The organism is Streptomyces sp. NPDC051173 (genome assembly GCF_040689515.1).
In the GTDB taxonomy this organism is placed as follows: domain Bacteria; phylum Actinomycetota; class Actinomycetes; order Streptomycetales; family Streptomycetaceae; genus Streptomyces.
In genome coordinates, this window is the sequence record NZ_JBFBBD010000003.1 from 161,910 (window position 1) to 178,744 (window position 16,835).

Consider the following 16,835-nt stretch of genomic DNA (forward strand, 5'->3'; position numbering starts at 1 on the left):
GTACCTCGACGGCGGAAAGGCGCAGGGCCTCCACACCGGGCGGGCACAGCGCCAGGGGCCGTGGAGCGAACTCGTCGGGGACGACGACATCGCCGTCGCCATCGACAGCTGGATAGCCAAGGGCAAGACCGGACGCCTGCTGAAGCTCTGGGTCACCGGCTTCAACTTCGACTGGCAGCGGCTCTACACGGACCGGCCGATGCGCCGCATGCCGCTGCCCACCTACCCCTTCCGCCTGCAGCGCTACTGGATCGCCGACGCCAAGGGCGCGGTCAGGACCCCACCGAGCGCGCCTCCCGCGCCCTACCGTCGCGAACTGGACGGGCACGAGTTCTACCTGCGCGACCACCGCGTCGGCGGGACACCCGTACTGCCCGGCGCCGCCTACCTCGAATTCGTACGCGAAGCGGCCGTCCAGGCCGAGCCGGGAGCCGCCCCCACCGGCGTTCGCCTGCGGGACATCGCCTGGCTGCGCCCCCTGGAGGTGACCGGACCGCGCTCCCTCGGCATCGAACTGGACCGGGCCGACGGGACGTTCGAGGTGTACGCCCACGACGCCGGTGAGCGCGTCCTGCACGCGCAGGGGACCGCGCGGGTCGCCCCCGCGCTGCTCGCGTCGGAGGCCACCCACGACATCGACGCGCTGCGCGCGAACTGCCCGTCCCGACGCGACGGCGCGGAGTTCTACGCGCTGTTCGCCGGCATGGGCATGGGCTACGGCTCCGCGTTCCGGGCCGTCGAGACGGTGCACTACGGCCCGGACATGGCGCTGGCGCGCCTGAGCCTGCCCGCGGCGGCGGCATCGTCGCTCACGCTCAACCCCGGCATGCTCGACGCCGCCCTCCAGGCGACCCTCGGCCTGGTGCTCGGCGAGCGCGGCGCCGCCCCCACCGAGAACTCCCTGCCCTTCAGCGTGCGCGAGGTGCAGGTGCTCGCCGCCACCCCGGCCGAGGGCTGGGCGCTCGTACGCCGCGCCGAGGACGACCGCCGCGACTCCGGTGTGCGCCGCCTCGACATCGACCTGTGCGACACCCAGGGCAACGTCTGCGTGCGCCTGCTGGGCTTCAGCACCCGCGTGCAGCAGGACAGGCCGTCCCCTGCCGTCGAGATGCCCGGGACGCCCGCGCTGCTGGTCCACGCGGACTGGCGCGACAGCGTGGCACCCCAGGACCGCGGCGACGATGTCGTCCGGCACGTCGTCCTGTGCGAACTGCCCGAGATCGACGCGACCGCGCTGGGCGAAGCCGTGGGCGGCACCTGCGAGAGCTGGCAGGCCGACGGCGCGATCGAGACGCGCTACACCTCGTACGCCGAGCGCCTGCTGGAACTGCTGCGCGGCAAGGCCCAGGAGGCCGGGCGGCCGCAGCGCCTGGTGCAGGTCGTCACCCCCGCCCACGCACCCTGGCTGAGCGGCCTCAGCGGCATGCTGCGCACGGCGCGCATGGAACACCCCAAGCTGCTCACGCAGTGGATCGAACTTGACGACGCACCGCGCCCGGCCGAACTGGCCGAACGGCTGCGGCGTGACGGCGCCGACGCGGACGAGGAAGCCGTGCGCCACCGCGGAGGACGCCGGCAGGTGTCCCACTGGCGCGAGATCACCACGCCCGCCCCGGCACTTCCCTGGCGCGACGGTGGCGTCTACCTGCTGACCGGCGGCGCGGGAGGACTCGGCGCGCTCTTCGCCGAGGACATCGCCCGCCGGGTCCAGTCGCCCGCCCTGGTCCTCTGCGGCCGCGGCCCGGCCGGACCGGCACAGGAGGAACTGCTCACCGCCCTGCGCGCGTCGGGCGCCAAGGCCGACTACCGCGTGCTGGACGTCGCCGACCGCGCCGAGGTGCTCCAGGCCGTACGCGACATCGAGGCCGAGCACGGCGCGCTGCACGGCGTCGTCCACGCGGCGGGAGTGCTGCGCGACGGCTTCGTCGCCAGGAAGAGCGCGGCCGACCTGCGGGACGTGTTCGCCGCCAAGGTCAGCGGGCTGCGCAACCTCGACGAGGCCACCGCAGGCACGGCGCTCGACTGCTTCATCGGCTTCTCCTCGATGGCGGCCTTCGGCAACGTGGGACAGGCCGACTACGCCGCCGCCAACGGCTTCATGGACGGCTACGCCGCCCACCGGGAGTCCCTGGTCGCCCGGGGCAGCCGCGCCGGGCGCACCCTGATGGTCAACTGGCCGCTGTGGGAGAAGGGCGGCATGGGCGGCGACGCCTCGACCGTGGGCCTCCTGGAGTCCGTGGGCATGCGGCCCATGCGCGCGTCCGTGGGCATCGACGCCCTGAACCGCGCCTGGGCGGTCCGGCAGCCGAGCGTCATCGCGCTGGACGGTGACCACGCGCGGATGCGGCAGCGGTTCCTGCCCGCGGCCGAGCCGGCGCCCGCCGCGGAACCGGAACCCGTCATGGAGCCGGCGCCTGTTGTGGAACCGGCGCCCGCCGCCGCCCCCGAACCGGCCGCCCGGTCGACGATGGGCGACGTGGTCGCGGACCTCATGGCGACCCTGCTCGAAGTCGACGCCGCGACCCTGCGACCGGACGAGCCGCTGCGCAACTACGGCTTCGACTCGATCTTCATGATGCAGTTCCTCACGCAGGCACAGACGCACATCGACGCCTCCCTCACCCTCGACGTCATCGGTGGCTGCCAGACGCTCCAGGAGATCGTCGACGAGATCGCCGCCGCGACCTCCCCCGAGCCGGCTCCGGCGGCGGAGACCCGCCCGGTCGAGGAGGCCCCCGCGGTGGAGCCCCCGGCGCCCGCGGCCGAGCCGGTGTCGCCGAACAGCTTCCCCGAACTGGTCCGCATGAACGGTGTCACCGAGGGCAGGCCCGTCTTCTGGGTCCACCACGGCAACGGCGGGGTCGAGTCCTACGCCCCGCTCGCCGCCCGCTGCCGGCGCCCCTTCTACGGCATCCAGCCGAAGGGCTGGATCGACTCCACCGACATCCTCACCGGCCAGGTCGCGATGGCCGACTACTACGCCACCGTCATCCTCGCCGTGCAGCCGGAAGGCCCGTACGACATCGGCGGCTTCTCCCTCGGCGGCCTCTTCGCCTACGAGGTCGTGCGGCAGCTCCAGAAGCGCGGCGCGGAGGTCGGCTCGCTGGTCATGCTGGACACCCTGGACGCCGAGGCGACCAACAAGGCCAACGCCCTGATCGTCGGCGGTGACTTCAGCTCCGACGTGGTGAGCAAGGTCAGCAACTTCCGCGCGGTCAACCTGATCCTCGGGAACAACCGCTTCGACTCGCACGGCGGCGCCACCCCGATCCTGCACCGCGACGACGTCGACACCACCCTGGACGGCGCGGAGTTCCTCGACTCCCTGATCGACGCCGCCCTCGCGCGCGGGGTCAACAAGACCGAGACGCAGCTGCGCGCCCGCGTCCGGCAACTGTCGCGCTACTTCGAGGCCATGCAGGGCGAGACGTACACCGTGGACCCGCTGCCCCGGCGGGACGGGCTGCGCTGCTACTACCTGCGCAACCGCGGCGGCAAGTTCTTCGGCGCGTTCGAGGACCACATGGTGCTCTTCCCCAACCCGGAGCTGCCCACGGTGGACGGCATCACCTACTGGCAGCAGTGGGCGGACGAGATCGACGACTTCTTCACCATCGACGTGGACACCTCGATGCACGCCGAGGTCATGACGGCCCCCGAGTCGCTCGACAAGCTGATGCGCCTCTGCGACAGGCTGTACGCCGCCGAGGTCCCGGTCGCTCTCTCCGCACGGGGAGGCCGCTGACATGAAGGCAGTGGTCTTCCCCGGCCAGGGAGCGCAGCGGCGCGGGATGGGGCGCGAGCTGTTCGACGCCTACCCCGAACTCGTCCAGGAAGCCTCCGGCGTGCTCGGCTACTCGGTCCGCGAGCTGTGCCTGGACGACCCGGGACAGCAACTGGGCCGCACCGAGTACACCCAGCCCGCGCTGTTCGTGGTCGGCGCGCTCGCCTACCGGCAGTGGCGTGAGCACAACGACGACGAGGTGGCCTTCCTCGCCGGTCACAGCCTGGGGGAGTACAGCGCGCTGCACGCCGCCGGCGCGTTCGACTTCACCACCGGCCTGCGCCTCGTCCAGCGGCGCGGTGCCCTGATGGCCCAGGCGAAGGGCGGCGGCATGGCGGCGGTGGTCGGGGTCGACCCGGAACAGCTGCGCGTGCTCCTCGAAGAGGGCGGCTTCTCCGCCCTCACGGTCGCCAACGACAACGCACCGGCACAGAAGGTCGTCTCCGGCGACACCGACACCATCCGCGCGCTGGTGCCCTACCTCGAATCGCGTGGCGTCCGCTGCGCGAAGCTGAGTGTGTCCGGCGCCTTCCACTCCCCCCTGATGCGCCAGGCCCGGCAGGACTTCGCCCGCTTCGTGGACGGGTTCGCCCTCGGCGACCCGAGTACCCCCGTGATCGCCAACGCGACGGCCCGCCCGTACGGCCCCGGCGAGACCGCGCGCACGCTCACCGAACAGATCGTGCGGCCCGTGCGCTGGACCGACAGCGTGCGTCACCTCCTGGACCAGGGCGTCACCGACTTCGTCGAACTCGGCGGCCGGGTGCTCACCAAACTCATCGACCAGATCCGCTCCGCCCCGCGCCCGGCCCCGCTGCCCGCCGCTCCGGCGGCCGCCCTGGGCAGCCCCGTGTTCCGCGAGCGGATGGGGCTGCGCCACGCCTACCTCGTGGGCGGCATGTACCGGGGCATCGCCTCGGCCGAGATGGTCGTCAGGCTCGGCAGGAACGGCATGCTCGGCTTCCTGGGGACCGGCGGCCTGTCGCTCCCCGAGATCGAGCGCGGGGTGCTGGACATCCAGAAGGGCCTCACCAAGGGGGAGCCCTACGGCGTCAACGTGCTCGCCGATCACGACGACCCCGCGGCCGAGCGCGAGTTGATCGACCTGCTGGCGCGCCACCGCGTGCGCGTCATCGAGGCGTCGGCCTTCATGCAGATGTCGCCCGCGCTCGTCCTCCACCGGGCACGGGGGCTCCGGCGCGGCGCCGACGGCAGGCCGGTGTGCGAGCACCGCATCGTGGCCAAGGTGTCGCGCCCGGAGGTCGCGCGGGCGTTCATGGCGCCCGCCCCCGAGGCGGTGCTGGAGAAGCTCCGCCGGGAGAACGCGCTGACCGACGAGCAGGTGGAACTCGCCCGGCAGGTGCCGATGAGCCACGACATCACCGTCGAGGCCGACTCCGGTGGACACACCGACGGCGGCGTCGCCACGGTCGTGCTGCCGGCCATGCTCCGGCTCCGGCAGGAGGCGCAGGAGACGTACGGCTACGCCGAACCCCTCTGCATGGGCCTCGCCGGCGGCCTCGGCACACCCGCGGCGGTGGCGGCGGCCTTCATGCTGGGCGCCGACTACGTCCTCACCGGCTCCGTCAACCAGTGCACGGTGGAAGCCGCGACGAGCGACGCGGTCAAGGACATGCTCCAGGACGCCGGCATCGCCGACACCGCCTACGCGCCGGCCGGTGACATGTTCGAGCTGGGCGCCAAGGTCCAGGTGCTCCGCAAGGGAGTTTTCTTCCCCACCCGGGCCAACAAACTCTTCTCCCTCTACTCGCACCACGACGGCATCGAGGACATCCCGGCGGAAACGCGCTCCCTGCTGGAGAGGACGTATTTCGGCAGGAGCCTCGACCGCGTCTGGGAGGAAGTCCGCGACTATCTCCGCTCGCGCGGGAGGGACGCCGAGATCACCCAGGCCGAAGCACAGCCCAAACAGAAGATGGCGCTCGTCTTCCGCTGGTATTTCTTCCACACGACGCGCCTCGCCATGGCGGGCGACGGCTCGGGCAAGGTGAATTACCAGATCCAGACCGGACCGGCGCTGGGGGCGTTCAACCAATGGGTCGCGGGCACCGACATGGAGCCGTGGCGGAACCGGCACGTCGACCGGATCGGCCTCATGCTGCTCGAAGGCGCCGCCGAACACATCGAATCCGCGATGAGGAACTGGCGAGACACCCTCGCGCCCCCTCACGCGGACGGAAGCAGGGACCGCCTGCGCCTCCTCGCATCCTGAGGCGCGCATCCGTGGTGCCGGACACCGGCCCCATTATTTACGGTAGTTGAGGAGAGTGATGACCGTTCCGTCCAGGGGAACCGAAGTCCGGCTCGCCGCCCGCCCCGTCGGCTGGCCGACCTCGGAGACCTTCTCGGTCGTGCAGGCGGAGCTGCCCCCGGTGGGCGCCGGCCAGGTGCTGGTGCGCAATCTGGTGATGAGCGTCGACCCGTACATGCGCGGGCGGATGACCGATGTCAGGTCCTACGTACCGCCGTTCGCCGTCGGCAAGGCACTCGACGGGGGCGCGGTCGGCGAGGTCGTCGTGTCGCATTCGCCGGGTCTCGCCGTCGGTGACCTGGTGCTGCACGGCCTGGGCTGGCGGGAGTACGCCGTCGTGGGCGCCGCCGGCGCGGTGCGGATCGACCCCGCCCTCGCACCGCCCGGCGCGTACCTGGGTGTGCTGGGCATGACCGGCCACGCCGCCTACGCGGGGCTGCTCAAGGCCGCCCGATTCCGCGAAGGCGACGTCGTGTTCGTCTCCGCGGCCGCGGGCGCCGTCGGATCGCTGGCCGGCCAGATCGCCCGGCTGTCCGGCGCGGCCAGAGTGATCGGATCGGCCGGGAGCGCGGAGAAAGTGGCCTGGCTCACCGAGGAACTGGGCTTCGACGCCGCGTTCAACTACAAGGACGGGCCCGTCCGGGAACAACTGGCGAAAGCCGCGCCCGGCGGTATCGACGTCTACTTCGACAACGTCGGTGGCGAACACCTCGACGCAGCCCTGCTCCTGGGCAGGATGGGCGCGCGCTTCGCGCTCTGCGGCGCCATCTCGCAGTACAACCTGAAGGGCGAGATCGTCGGCCCCCGGAACCTGATGCAGGCCATCGGCAAGGGAATCACCCTGCGCGGCTTCCTCGTCGGGGAATACGGCGATCTGAAGGACGAGTTCCTGACCCGAATGGGCCGCTGGCTGGCCGACGGCCGGATCATTCACCGGGAAACCGTCGTGAAGGGGCTGGAGAACGCGCCGGCCGCATTCATCGAAATGCTGCGAGGCGCGAACACCGGCAAGATGCTCGTCAAAATAGCGGACTGAGCGCGTTGTTCCCGCGAAGAACGCCGATATTCGCCCTGGTGAACTGTTCCTTGTTCGCCACCGGACCGGTAGCGTGTTCCTCACGCGCAACCGCCGACATCGTCGATGTGAAAGCGCCTCGCGGCCGAGCCCGCCGCCTTTCTCTGCCAAACCCCCGCTGAATCCACGCGATCGCGCCCTGTGCGCCGCGTGCTGTGAACTTCCCGCATGAACACAACGGAGGAACCCTCATGTCGAACCCCACCACCATCCCCGTCCCCGAAGAGGTCGGCCTCCTCTACGACCGCCTGACCGCGCTCGACACCACCGCCCAGGGCGGCAGCCTGCACCTCGGCTACTGGGACCTCGACGACAACGAGGTGCCTCTGGTGGAGGCGGCCGACCGGCTCACCGACCTGATGACCGACGCCCTGCGGCTCGACAAGGGCCACCAGGTGCTCGACGTCGGCTGCGGCGTCGGGCAGCCCGCCATGCGGATCGCCCAGCGCACCGGCGCGCACGTCACCGGCATCGCGATCAGCCGGGACCAGATCGCCCGCGCCACCGGGCTCGCCGAGGCGGCCGGGCTGGCCGACCGGGTGGAGTTCCGCCACGCCGACGCCATGGAACTGCCCTTCCCTGACAACTCCTTCGACGCGGCCATCGCCATCGAGTCGATCTTCCACATGCCCGACCGCGAGCGGGTCTTCAGCGAGATCCGCCGGGTGCTGCGCCCCGGCGGCCGGCTGGTGCTGACCGACTTCTTCGAGCGCGCCCCGATCCCGGCCGACAAGAAGCCCGCCGTGGACCGCCTGCTCCGTGACTTCATCATGACGCTGGCCCGCCCCGAGGACTACGTGCCCATGCTCAGCCGTGCCGGCCTGCGGTTCGTCGAACTCCGCGACATCACCGAGCAGAGCGTGCGCCAGACCTTCGAGCAGATGAGCCGCAGCGAGCAGGACCTGGACCCCGTCTTCGACGAGGACGCGGACGAGAAGTTCAGCCCCGCGGCCATGATCGACGTCGACGAGTTCGGCTCCGTCCTGCTGACCGCGCAGAAGCCCGTCTGAGACGGCACGCCGGAATCCGGCAGAGCGCGCCCGCGGCCCTCCCAGGACCATCACCGATGGCGAAGGGCCGCGGGCGGGCCGCCGGACCACGCCGGAAGCCCGGCGCACCCCTGCCAACGCACTGCTCAGGAGCCAAGTTCCGTGACCGCACCCGCCGAGGACGACGACACCGCGCTCGCCTTCCCCGTCCCCCGTAAATGCCCGTACCAGCTGCCCGCCGAGTACGCCGGTCTCCGCGAGGCCGGCCCGGTGTCCAAGGTGACCCTGCCCACCGGCAGGCCCGCGTGGATCCTGACCAGGTACGAGGACGTCCGCAAGGCGCTGGCCGACACCCGCCTGAGCTCGGACCGGGGACATCCGGACTTCCCGATGCTCGTCGAACAGGCCAAGAGCGACCGGGACTCCACGCTCTCCCTGGCCGGCATGGACGCGCCCGAACACACCACGGCACGACGCGCGGTGGTCGGCGAGTTCACCTTCCGGCGGATGGAGGCGCTGCGCCCGCGCGTCCAGGACATCGTCGACGCGTGCGTCGACGAGATGCTGGCCGGCCCCAAGCCGGCCGATCTGGTCAAGGCGCTGTCCTTCCCGGTGCCGTCGCTGGTCATCTGCGAGCTGCTCGGCGTCTCCGACGCCGACCGCGACTTCTTCGAGGACCGCACCTCCCGCATGCTCAGCATGGCCCTCCCGCCGCTGACCCGGCAGCAGGCGTTCTTCGACCTCCAGACCTATCTGGACGAGCTGGTGACGAGCAAGGAGGAGTCCCCCGAGGACGACCTGCTCAGCCGCCAGATCGCCAAGGGCCGGGAGGCGGGCACGTACGACCACGCCGCCCTGGTCGACCTGGCGTTCCTCCTGCTGACCGCCGGGCACGACACGACCGGGAACATGATCTCGCTGGGCACGCTGGCCCTGCTGGAGCGGCCGGAGCTGCGGGCGAGGATCACCGACGACCCCGCCTCGGCCCCGGACGTCGTCGAGGAACTCCTGCGGTACTTCACCATCACCGACATCATCACCGCCCGCGTGGCGAAGGACGACGTCGAGATCGGTGGACGGACCATCCGCGTCGGCGAGGGTGTCTTCGCGCTCGGCGGCGCGGCGAACCGCGACCCCGCGGTGTTCGAGAACCCCGACGAGCTCGACGTCGACCGCGGCGCGCGCCAGCACCTCGCGTTCGGGCACGGCCCGCATCAGTGCCTCGGCCAGAGCCTCGCGCGGATGGAGCTGGAGATCGTCTACGAGACCCTGCTCCGCCGCGTCCCCGGGCTCCGGCTGGCCGGGAGCGTCGACGACCTGCCGCTGAAGAACGACGCGGCGATCTTCGGTCTGCACGGGCTGCCGGTCACCTGGTAGGTGGCCGCGGCCCATCCCACAGCGCGCGGGGCGGGGCCTCCGGGAGCACCCCCGGCCCCCACAGGCCCCGCCCCGCGCTGCGCTGTTGACGACTTCTTCGCCGGGCGCGACCCGTCACCGCGGTCGCGTCCTGCCCGGAGCGGGGCAACCCTTCCGTTCCCTCGTGGGTCATACGTCATGTAACTCCCGTTGACACCCTCGAGGATGGAAAGGGAGCAAGAGATGATGTATCCATCGATGCGCCGCATGGCCGCCGTAGGCGCGGCGGTCCTGCTGGCAGGCTCCGGAGCACTCCTGGCCGCAGCTCCGGCAGGAGCCCAGGACAGCCAGGCCGGGGCACCCGCGGCACCGGCCGCCGTGGCACCCAAGGGCAAGGTGGTCTCCAGACTGCCCCTGTCGATCCGCGAACAGCCCAAGTCCGCTTCCACGTTCCTCGGTGCGCTCAAACCGGGGACGGTCGTCGAGCTGTCCTGCAAGAAGCACGGGCAGAACATCGCCGGCAACGACCTGTGGTATCTGCTGGCCTCGAAGCCCGGCTATGTCGCGGCACGCTATGTGGAGAACCTGTCGCCGGTGCCTCTGTGTCATAAGTGACACGTGAAATGACGGGGCGACAGCCCCTGTTGGGCTGCCGCCCCGCTGTGGCGGGGTCGTGTCGGACCGTTCGCGGTTCCACGGCCATGGTGAGCATGCGGACTGCTTCGGCGTGGGACGGTCACTCGGCCCGTCGGACAGCGTGCCGCCCGGTGAACCCGGTGACTTTCCGCGGCGTCACCCGGACGATCAGCCGGAGCACCTCTTCCGGCTCGGCCGGCGCGTTCGTTCCGCGGTACTTCCGCGAGAGCAGATCGGGCAGTGACTTCCCCCGGTCCTCGATCAGCTCGGCGGTGCCGCGGATGTCCACGGAGCGGTAGGGGTTCTCGGAGTCGAGGACCGTGATGCTGACCCGTGGATCCCGCGCGAGATTTCTGGCTTTCTGACGCCCTGCCGTGGTGGAGAAGAGCACCGCGTCCCCGTCCCGTGCGATCCAGACCACCGAGGTCTGCGGTCCGCCGTCGCTGTTCAGCGTCGCGACGGCGGCGAAGTTCCTGCCGTCCAGCAGCTCGCGGGTCTCCTCGTCGAGTACAACTGACACCGTCTCACCTCTCTGTGCAGCAGTGTGAATTCACTGCTTGCGCAGAACAGTTGCGAGGGGTGATTCCTTCCCGCAGGGGTGGGGTCGGTGTGCCGACCCCACCCCGCTGGTTTCAGGCGCGCTCGGCCGCGAGCGGGCCGTCGGGGGTGAAGGCCAGGGCCGCGAAGCGTTCGGCGATGCGGCGGTGGGCGGCGGCGTCCGGGTGGAGTTGGTCGGGGAGCGGGAGTTCGGCGAAGTCCGTCTCGCCGTAGAGGTCCCGGCCGTCGAGGTAGTGCAGGTTCGGGTCGTCGGCCGCCCGCTGCTTCACGAGGCGGGCCAGTTCGTCGCGGATGACGTTGAGCGTCAGCTTCCCGGCGGCCCGCTCCGCGGGGTCGCCCGCGGCCCGGAAGCGGAGGATTCCCGCGCCGAGGTCGCTGACGTCCATGGCGCTGGGCCCCGGGGTGTCCTCGTGGATGGGGCACAGGATGGGCGAGACCACCAGGAGCGGCGTGGTGGGGTGCCCCTCACGGATGGTGTCGAGGAAGCCGTGCACCGCGGGGCCGAAGGCGCGCAGCCGCATCAGGTCGGTGTTGACGAGATTGATGCCGATCTTGACGCTGATCAGGTCCGCGGGGGTGTCCCGCAGGGTCCGGGCGGTGAACGCGTCGAGCAGGGCGCTGCCGCCGAAGCCCAGGTTGGTCAGTTCCACGCCGCCGAGGGAGGCGGCCAGCGCGGGCCAGATCGTGGTGGGGCTCGCGGCATTGGATCCGTGGCTGATCGAACTGCCGTGGTGCAGCCACTTCTTGCGGCCGTCGTCCGGCGCGGCCTCGACCGGGGCATCGGTGCGCAGCGCGACCAGCTGGGTCATCTCGTTGAACGGCAGCCAGATCTCGACGTCCTTGACGCGGTCGGGGAGGCCGGGGAACCGGACGGTGCCGACGGGGCCGGGCCGGGTCTCGGCGGAGCCGGTGGCCATGTCCACGGTCAGCACGTTGCCGCCGGTCGCGTGGGACTGCCCGGCGAGGTGGCCGTCGACGAGGAGGTCGTACACACCGTCGGGCCGCGGCGGGGCGCCCTGGTAGGCCATCTTGGTGCGGAGCGTGTCCAGCTCGACGACGGTGGCGCGCGTACGGAACGCCAGCCGTACGCCGGAGGGCTGGGCCTCCACCATGGCCAGCTGCCCGTCGGGGCACTGCGCGCGGGCCCGGGCGGGCAGCCGGTGCGGCAGCACTCCGTGCTCGGTGCGCTCCAGCTCCAGAGCGCCGCGCACGAGCTCCGCGGTGATGGGTGTGGTGATCAGGTGGGCTGCCCGGGCCGCCGCGGGGGCGTCGGGGATGTGGTCGGACTGGTCGTTCATGGTCGCATTCTGCCGGTGGGGTGCGTGGTTCACCCAATGATTTCCGGCACACCCCTCCGTCTTGTCAACTTCGGTATCGAGTGTCAGCCCTACGGCATGGCGTTCGATCCCGCCCTCCCCGCCGCGTACCCCCTGAGCCACACACCGGGACGGCCATCGGCCACATTGCCATGCGACCTCACCGGATCTGACGGGTTGTCCGGCTCCTCGTGAGGTGCTGCGACGGCTTGAACGCACACCCACATCAGGCCAACTCATTCCCGGCCGCCGATCCGCCCGGGCACGCGGGCACAAGGCCTACTGAGCACGGCCTAGCATGGTCAACATTTCAACGGCTGTCGTCCCGTGGCCGATGCGCGGGAAGCCGGCAGCCCGATCGTGCGGAGGCACCCGTGAACTCGGAACAAGAGTGGGACATCGTCTCGGGGATCGGCATCACGGCACTGGCGGTCGCCGCCGGCAGAGCCGTCGAGACGAGTCGGGCCGATGCCCTGGCGAAGGACCCGTACGCGGTTCGTTTCGTCGAGGAGGCCGGGTCGCCGCTGCCGCTGCCGACGACCGTGGCCGAGGCGTCGGCCATAGAGGGGGAGTCGAGCGCGCCGGGCGTGGAGACCTATGTGGCCGTGCGTACCCGTGCCTTCGACGACTACTTCCAGCGGGTCCTCGATGCCGGTGTCACCCAGATCGTGCTGCTGGCGTCGGGTCTCGACACCCGGCCGTTCCGGCTGCCCTGGCCGGGAGGCACCGTCGTCTTCGAGACCGACCAACCTCTGGTGCTGGACTTCAAGACGAAGGTCCTGCGGAAGTACGGCGCCACCACGGCCTGCGACCACCGGATGGTGCCCGTCGACCTGCGGCTCGACTGGGCGGCGGCCCTGGAGAAGGCGGGGTTCGACCGCACGCGGCCCACCGCCTGGCTCGCCGAGGGCCTCCTGCCCTACCTCCCGCCCGAGGCCGAGGAAGACCTGTTCCACGAGATCCACCGGCTCTCCGCCCCCGGCAGCCGGCTGGCGGTGGAGTACGTGGGGGACATGCGGCAGGCCCTGGACTCCGACATCATCCGGGACAACGCCAGGAGCGCGGGCGTCGACGTCAGTGACCTGCTCCACACGGACCAGCGGCCCGCACCGGGAGCGCGCCTGTCGGTCCTGGGCTGGGAGACGCGCGACGTGCCCGCGCAGGAGGCCGCCACGGGCTACGGGCGGCCGCTGGGCCCTGACTTCCTCATGAGGAACGCGGTGTACGTCTTCGCCCGTCGGTCGTGATCTCCCCGGACGGGGGCTTTCCGCGGCCACACGACCGGTGCGGGAGAGAGCGACGTGGAGAGGCCCGTCGGGCCACCGTCGTCCCCGGCCGCCACGGCCAGTCTCAGCTCGGCCGCCGCGCGCTTGACGGCCGGGTCGTCGTCGGCGGCGTGGATCCACAGGGTCCGGGCGCCGGCGGTGCGGGCGGCCCGGTGCAGTTCCTGGAGCAGGACGGTGCACAGGCCGCGGTGCCGCCACGCGTCGGCGACCAGCAGGACCGCGTCGGCGTCGGGGCCGTCGCAGGACAAGGAGGCCCAGGCGACGGGCCGCCGGCCGGGCGCCTCGGCGAGGACGCTGGTGCCCACCCGCGGGGACAGCAGGCGGGGCAGTGCCTTACGGGTCGGCAGCCCGGCGGCCCCTGGCCCGGTGGGCGGCGCGCACAGGGCGTGGAGGGCGGTCACCGCCCGTAGGTCCGCGGCGCCCGCGCGGCGGAGCGTGACGGTGGCCCCCGCCGGAAGGGTCACCCTGCGGCGGCGGGTGCGTGTCCACGCCGGCCTGCGGGCCAGCCAGGTGAACACCTTCGCTCCGGCGCGTTCGCAGCGGGTGAATCCGCCGTGGTGGCGCCGCGCGGTCAGGATCCCGCCGGCCGGGTCCGGCAGTCGCAGCGGTGAGCCGTCACCCGAGGGGGCGGCTCCGGCCTGCGGGTGGGGCGGGTGCCAGCAGATCTCGGCCTCGCGCAGGAAGACGCCCAGCGTCTCGGGCAGTTGTTCGGGTGTGAGCAGGACCCGCCACGCCAATCGGGCCGCGCCGGGACGTCGTTCGTCGTTCCGCATGTCACGACGGTAGCGAACTTCTACATCATGTAGTTTCTCGGATGTGGTCACGACTCCCCGGTGCGCGGTAGCCCCGCCGCCCTCGCTCGCCCACCCTCCCCGACGCCGCCGGACCGTATGGCCGGCCCTCGCCGTAGCCGCGTACGCCGTGGGCGAGGTGGCCGAGCCGTTGGTGCCCGCCCCGCATCTGCTGGCCCCGATGCTGGCCGGACTCGCCCTCGCGCTCGCCGGATTCACCGCCGGAAGACTCCCCGTACGAGTGAACCGCTGCTCCCAGGCACTCCTCGGCGTGCTGATGGGCAGCTACCTCGACCCGCGAACCCTCGACCAGGCGTCGGCGGCCGTCCTCCCGCTGACGGCGGTCACCGCCGCCACCGCCGTGCTCGGCCTGGCCGCCGCCGCGGTGCTGACACGGGTCGGGCGCGTGGACCGGGCCACCGCGACGCTGGGCATGGTCGCCGGCGGATCGGCCGCCGTGGTCTCCTGCGCCGAAGAGCTCGACGCCGACCCCCGCCTCGTCGCCTTCATGCAATACCTGCGCGTCGCCCTCGTCGCCGCCACCGCTCCCGTGCTCGTCCAGGCACTGCTCGTCTCCACCCCCACCACCCCCGGGCGGGCAGTGGCCCGAGCGGTGGCGTGGCACCTGGTCGACGGACCGCGACAGGGAACAGGATTGCTGCTGCTGGCAGTTGTCGCGACCGTCGGCTCCGTGGCCGGGCGCTGGGTGCGCCTGCCCAGTCCCGTGCTGCTCGGTCCGATGCTGCTCGCCGCCGCCGCGACGGGCACCGGCCTCGCCACCGGCTTCGCACCGACCGGCCTGCTGCGTACAGCCCTGTTCACCGCGGTCGGCCTGGACATCGGCCTGCGCTTCACCCGCCCCGCCGTGGTACGCGTACGGCATCTGCTGCCGATCACCCTGGCCTGCACCCTCGCCGTCAGCGCCGCGTGCGCGGCCCTGGCCTGGCTGCTGTCCGTCACCGCGCACATCCCGCTGGCCGACGCCTATCTGGCCACCACACCGGGCGGCATCAACGCCGTCCTCGCGACGGCCGTGTCCACACACGCGAACGTGCCGCTGATCTCCAGCGTGCAGAGCCTGCGCCTGTTCGCGATGGTGCTGCTCACTCCGCTCCTCATCCGCTCGGCCGTACGGCTCCGGCGCCGTTCTTGACGCGGCCCGGCGGTCCCGCAGGCGCGCGATGATCAGCCGGTTGTCGACCGGCCTCGCCCCACCCAGGAGTTCCTCCTGTCCCGTCGGCCCTCTCTCGCGGTGGTCGTGGCCGTCCTGGCCTGAGCCGTCCCTGCCCTCACGGGCAGCAGGCCCGCCTCGGCCGGGACGGGCGGAGCCGCTGTCCGCCCGGGGCGTCGGCCACTCCCGCCTCAGACATACGCCCGGGCCACTGCGGCCCTGTCCGTGAGGGAGAGCAGGATCGCGTGCGCGGCGTCGCGGACCTCCTGGATCTGTTCGCCGGTGAAGCACTCGGTGCTGTAGGGGAATTCGACGCGGAGCCGGCCGTCGAAAGAAGCGATGCACCCCATCACGGGGCCGCGTCCGGCCTCGGGGTAGTACCGCTCGCGGACCGGGATGACGCGCAGGTCGGTGAGGCTCAGGCCGGGTGGGGCCGGGGGAGTGCGGTGGGCGCCGAGGTTGGTCGCCACCACGCTGGTGGTCATCAGCCCCGGGTGGCGCGGCACGTGCTGCTGTATGCGCAACTCCCGCAGGAAGTCCCCGCGTCCGACGGCGGAGCGCAGGTTCGCGCCCAGCCGCCGCCCCAGCTCCACGGGGTCGTCGTCGCCGGTGACCTCCAGCGCGTCCAGATACGTGGCGACGGCCGGGAGCATGAGCTCGCGGGGCAGCGGTGGCGTCAGCCGGGACCGCAGGTCCACGGGCGAGAGACAGCCCAGCGTCCGGGGCCCCGCGCCGCCGCCGAGCCTGCGCCGGACGGCGATGAGGAGCGCGGCCGCGACCAGCCCCTGCATGGACACCCCCGTGGCCCGTGAGAAGCGCAGCAGTCGTGCGGTCGCGTCGGACGAGAGCAGCAGACGCCGCACTTCCACCCGTCGCCGGTGCGGTTCGTGGTTCCCTGTCGCGGCCTCGTACGGCAGCGAGGTGACGGGGAACCTCCGCGCGTGCTCGATCCGACGGGCGAGGTGCTGTTGGACCTCCTCGTCGGGGCACGGTGGAAGCCGGTCCGTGACAGCGGCCGGCCAGTCCTCCCGGGGGAGCGGGGCGGCCGTGCCCGTGGTGGCGAGCGCGGAATAGGCGCCCCACAGGGCGTCGTGCAGGGCGAGGGCGCTGAGCCCGTCGCAGACGGTGTGGTCCAAGGTCAGGACGAAGGTGTGCTCGGCCCCGCCGCGGAGCAGGACGGCCCGGGCCAGGGGGCCGTGGGCGGAGAAGGGGGCGTTGAGCTCGTCCGCGAGACCGTCCGGGCCGCCCGGCAGCACGACCAGCTCCGGCACGTCGGGACCGCTCAGCGGGCGCAGGGCGTGGCCCGCCCCCTCCGGCTCGATCCGGCTGCGCAACGAAGGGTGCCGCGCGAGCTGGGCGGCGAACGCCGCCGCGAGCAGCGACTCGTCGATGTCACCGCGCACGGTGCAGGAGACCACGGCGCGGCTCCGCTGCGCGGCATAGAAGGTCTCCAGCGGACACAACACGCGGTGCATACCAGGTGCCTTTCACCGTCTCCAGGAAATGAAATAAAGCCTGAGGGAATTATGAGGATCCGGCCCCATGCCTGTCCAAGTCCGGTTGGTCATGGGTGCATAACCTTGAGGTATGGCTTCCGGAAG

Annotated in this window: 12 protein-coding genes (1 of these 12 only partly in view); 8 read left to right on the top strand and 4 right to left on the bottom strand. The window is 71.8% G+C overall.

All coding sequences use genetic code 11. From position 1 onward, the window contains the following. The 6 genes from AB0435_RS03415 to AB0435_RS03440 form a co-directional block, all read left to right on the top strand. Nucleotides 1–3,745, top strand: the 3' portion of a protein-coding gene (locus AB0435_RS03415) for an SDR family NAD(P)-dependent oxidoreductase (RefSeq protein WP_366426088.1). The gene continues 2,057 nt to the left of window position 1, outside the view; the window shows 3,745 of its 5,802 coding nt (coding positions 2,058–5,802); its start codon lies off the left edge, out of view; the stop codon is at nt 3,743–3,745. Between the two features lies 1 nt (nt 3,746). Next, entirely contained in the window at nt 3,747–6,017 is a 2,271-nt protein-coding gene (gene fabD, locus AB0435_RS03420) for an ACP S-malonyltransferase (protein WP_366426089.1), read from the top strand. 58 nt (nt 6,018–6,075) lie between these two features. Continuing rightward, nucleotides 6,076–7,092, top strand: a complete 1,017-nt coding sequence (locus tag AB0435_RS03425) for an NADP-dependent oxidoreductase (protein WP_366426090.1) — start codon at nt 6,076–6,078, stop codon at nt 7,090–7,092. A gap of 230 nt (nt 7,093–7,322) precedes the next feature. After that, nucleotides 7,323–8,141 (top strand): methyltransferase domain-containing protein, encoded by an 819-nt coding sequence (locus AB0435_RS03430; RefSeq protein ID WP_366002412.1) that lies wholly within the window; start codon nt 7,323–7,325, stop codon nt 8,139–8,141. A 141-nt stretch (nt 8,142–8,282) separates the two neighbouring features. Then, entirely contained in the window at nt 8,283–9,497 is a 1,215-nt protein-coding gene (locus AB0435_RS03435) for a cytochrome P450 (RefSeq protein ID WP_366002411.1), read from the top strand. Between the two features lie 222 nt (nt 9,498–9,719). Further along, nucleotides 9,720–10,091 (top strand): SH3 domain-containing protein, encoded by a 372-nt coding sequence (locus AB0435_RS03440; RefSeq protein ID WP_366426091.1) that lies wholly within the window; start codon nt 9,720–9,722, stop codon nt 10,089–10,091. Nucleotides 10,092–10,212: 121 nt separating this feature from the next. Here the strand turns inward: AB0435_RS03440 and AB0435_RS03445 are convergent, their stop codons facing one another. Both AB0435_RS03445 and AB0435_RS03450 read right to left on the bottom strand, forming a co-directional pair. Next, nucleotides 10,213–10,632 carry a PPOX class F420-dependent oxidoreductase gene (locus AB0435_RS03445; RefSeq protein ID WP_366002409.1) on the bottom strand — a complete coding sequence of 140 codons (420 nt, stop codon included), beginning with the start codon at nt 10,630–10,632 and terminating at the stop codon, nt 10,213–10,215. A gap of 112 nt (nt 10,633–10,744) precedes the next feature. Beyond that, nucleotides 10,745–11,968 (bottom strand): GDSL-type esterase/lipase family protein, encoded by a 1,224-nt coding sequence (locus AB0435_RS03450; RefSeq protein WP_366002408.1) that lies wholly within the window; start codon nt 11,966–11,968, stop codon nt 10,745–10,747. Nucleotides 11,969–12,360: 392 nt separating this feature from the next. Between AB0435_RS03450 and AB0435_RS03455 the strand changes: the two genes are divergently transcribed. Continuing rightward, the gene (locus tag AB0435_RS03455) at nt 12,361–13,233 is read left to right on the top strand and encodes an SAM-dependent methyltransferase (RefSeq protein WP_366002407.1); all 873 of its coding nucleotides are present in this window, start codon (nt 12,361–12,363) and stop codon (nt 13,231–13,233) included. Here AB0435_RS03455 and AB0435_RS03460 read toward each other — a convergent pair. After that, on the bottom strand, nt 13,164–14,045 hold the full coding sequence (locus AB0435_RS03460) for a GNAT family N-acetyltransferase (RefSeq protein WP_366426092.1): 882 nt from the start codon (nt 14,043–14,045) through the stop codon (nt 13,164–13,166). The two genes, AB0435_RS03455 and AB0435_RS03460, sit on opposite strands and share 70 nt — an antisense overlap. A 43-nt stretch (nt 14,046–14,088) precedes the next feature. Here AB0435_RS03460 and AB0435_RS03465 point away from each other — a divergent pair, with 43 nt between their 5' ends. Then, nucleotides 14,089–15,216, top strand: coding sequence for an AbrB family transcriptional regulator (locus tag AB0435_RS03465; RefSeq protein ID WP_366426093.1), 1,128 nt, complete (start codon nt 14,089–14,091; stop codon nt 15,214–15,216). 209 nt (nt 15,217–15,425) lie between these two features. Here the strand turns inward: AB0435_RS03465 and AB0435_RS03470 are convergent, their stop codons facing one another. Further along, nucleotides 15,426–16,709 carry a protein kinase gene (locus tag AB0435_RS03470; protein WP_366426094.1) on the bottom strand — a complete coding sequence of 428 codons (1,284 nt, stop codon included), beginning with the start codon at nt 16,707–16,709 and terminating at the stop codon, nt 15,426–15,428. Nucleotides 16,710–16,835 lie beyond the last annotated feature (126 nt).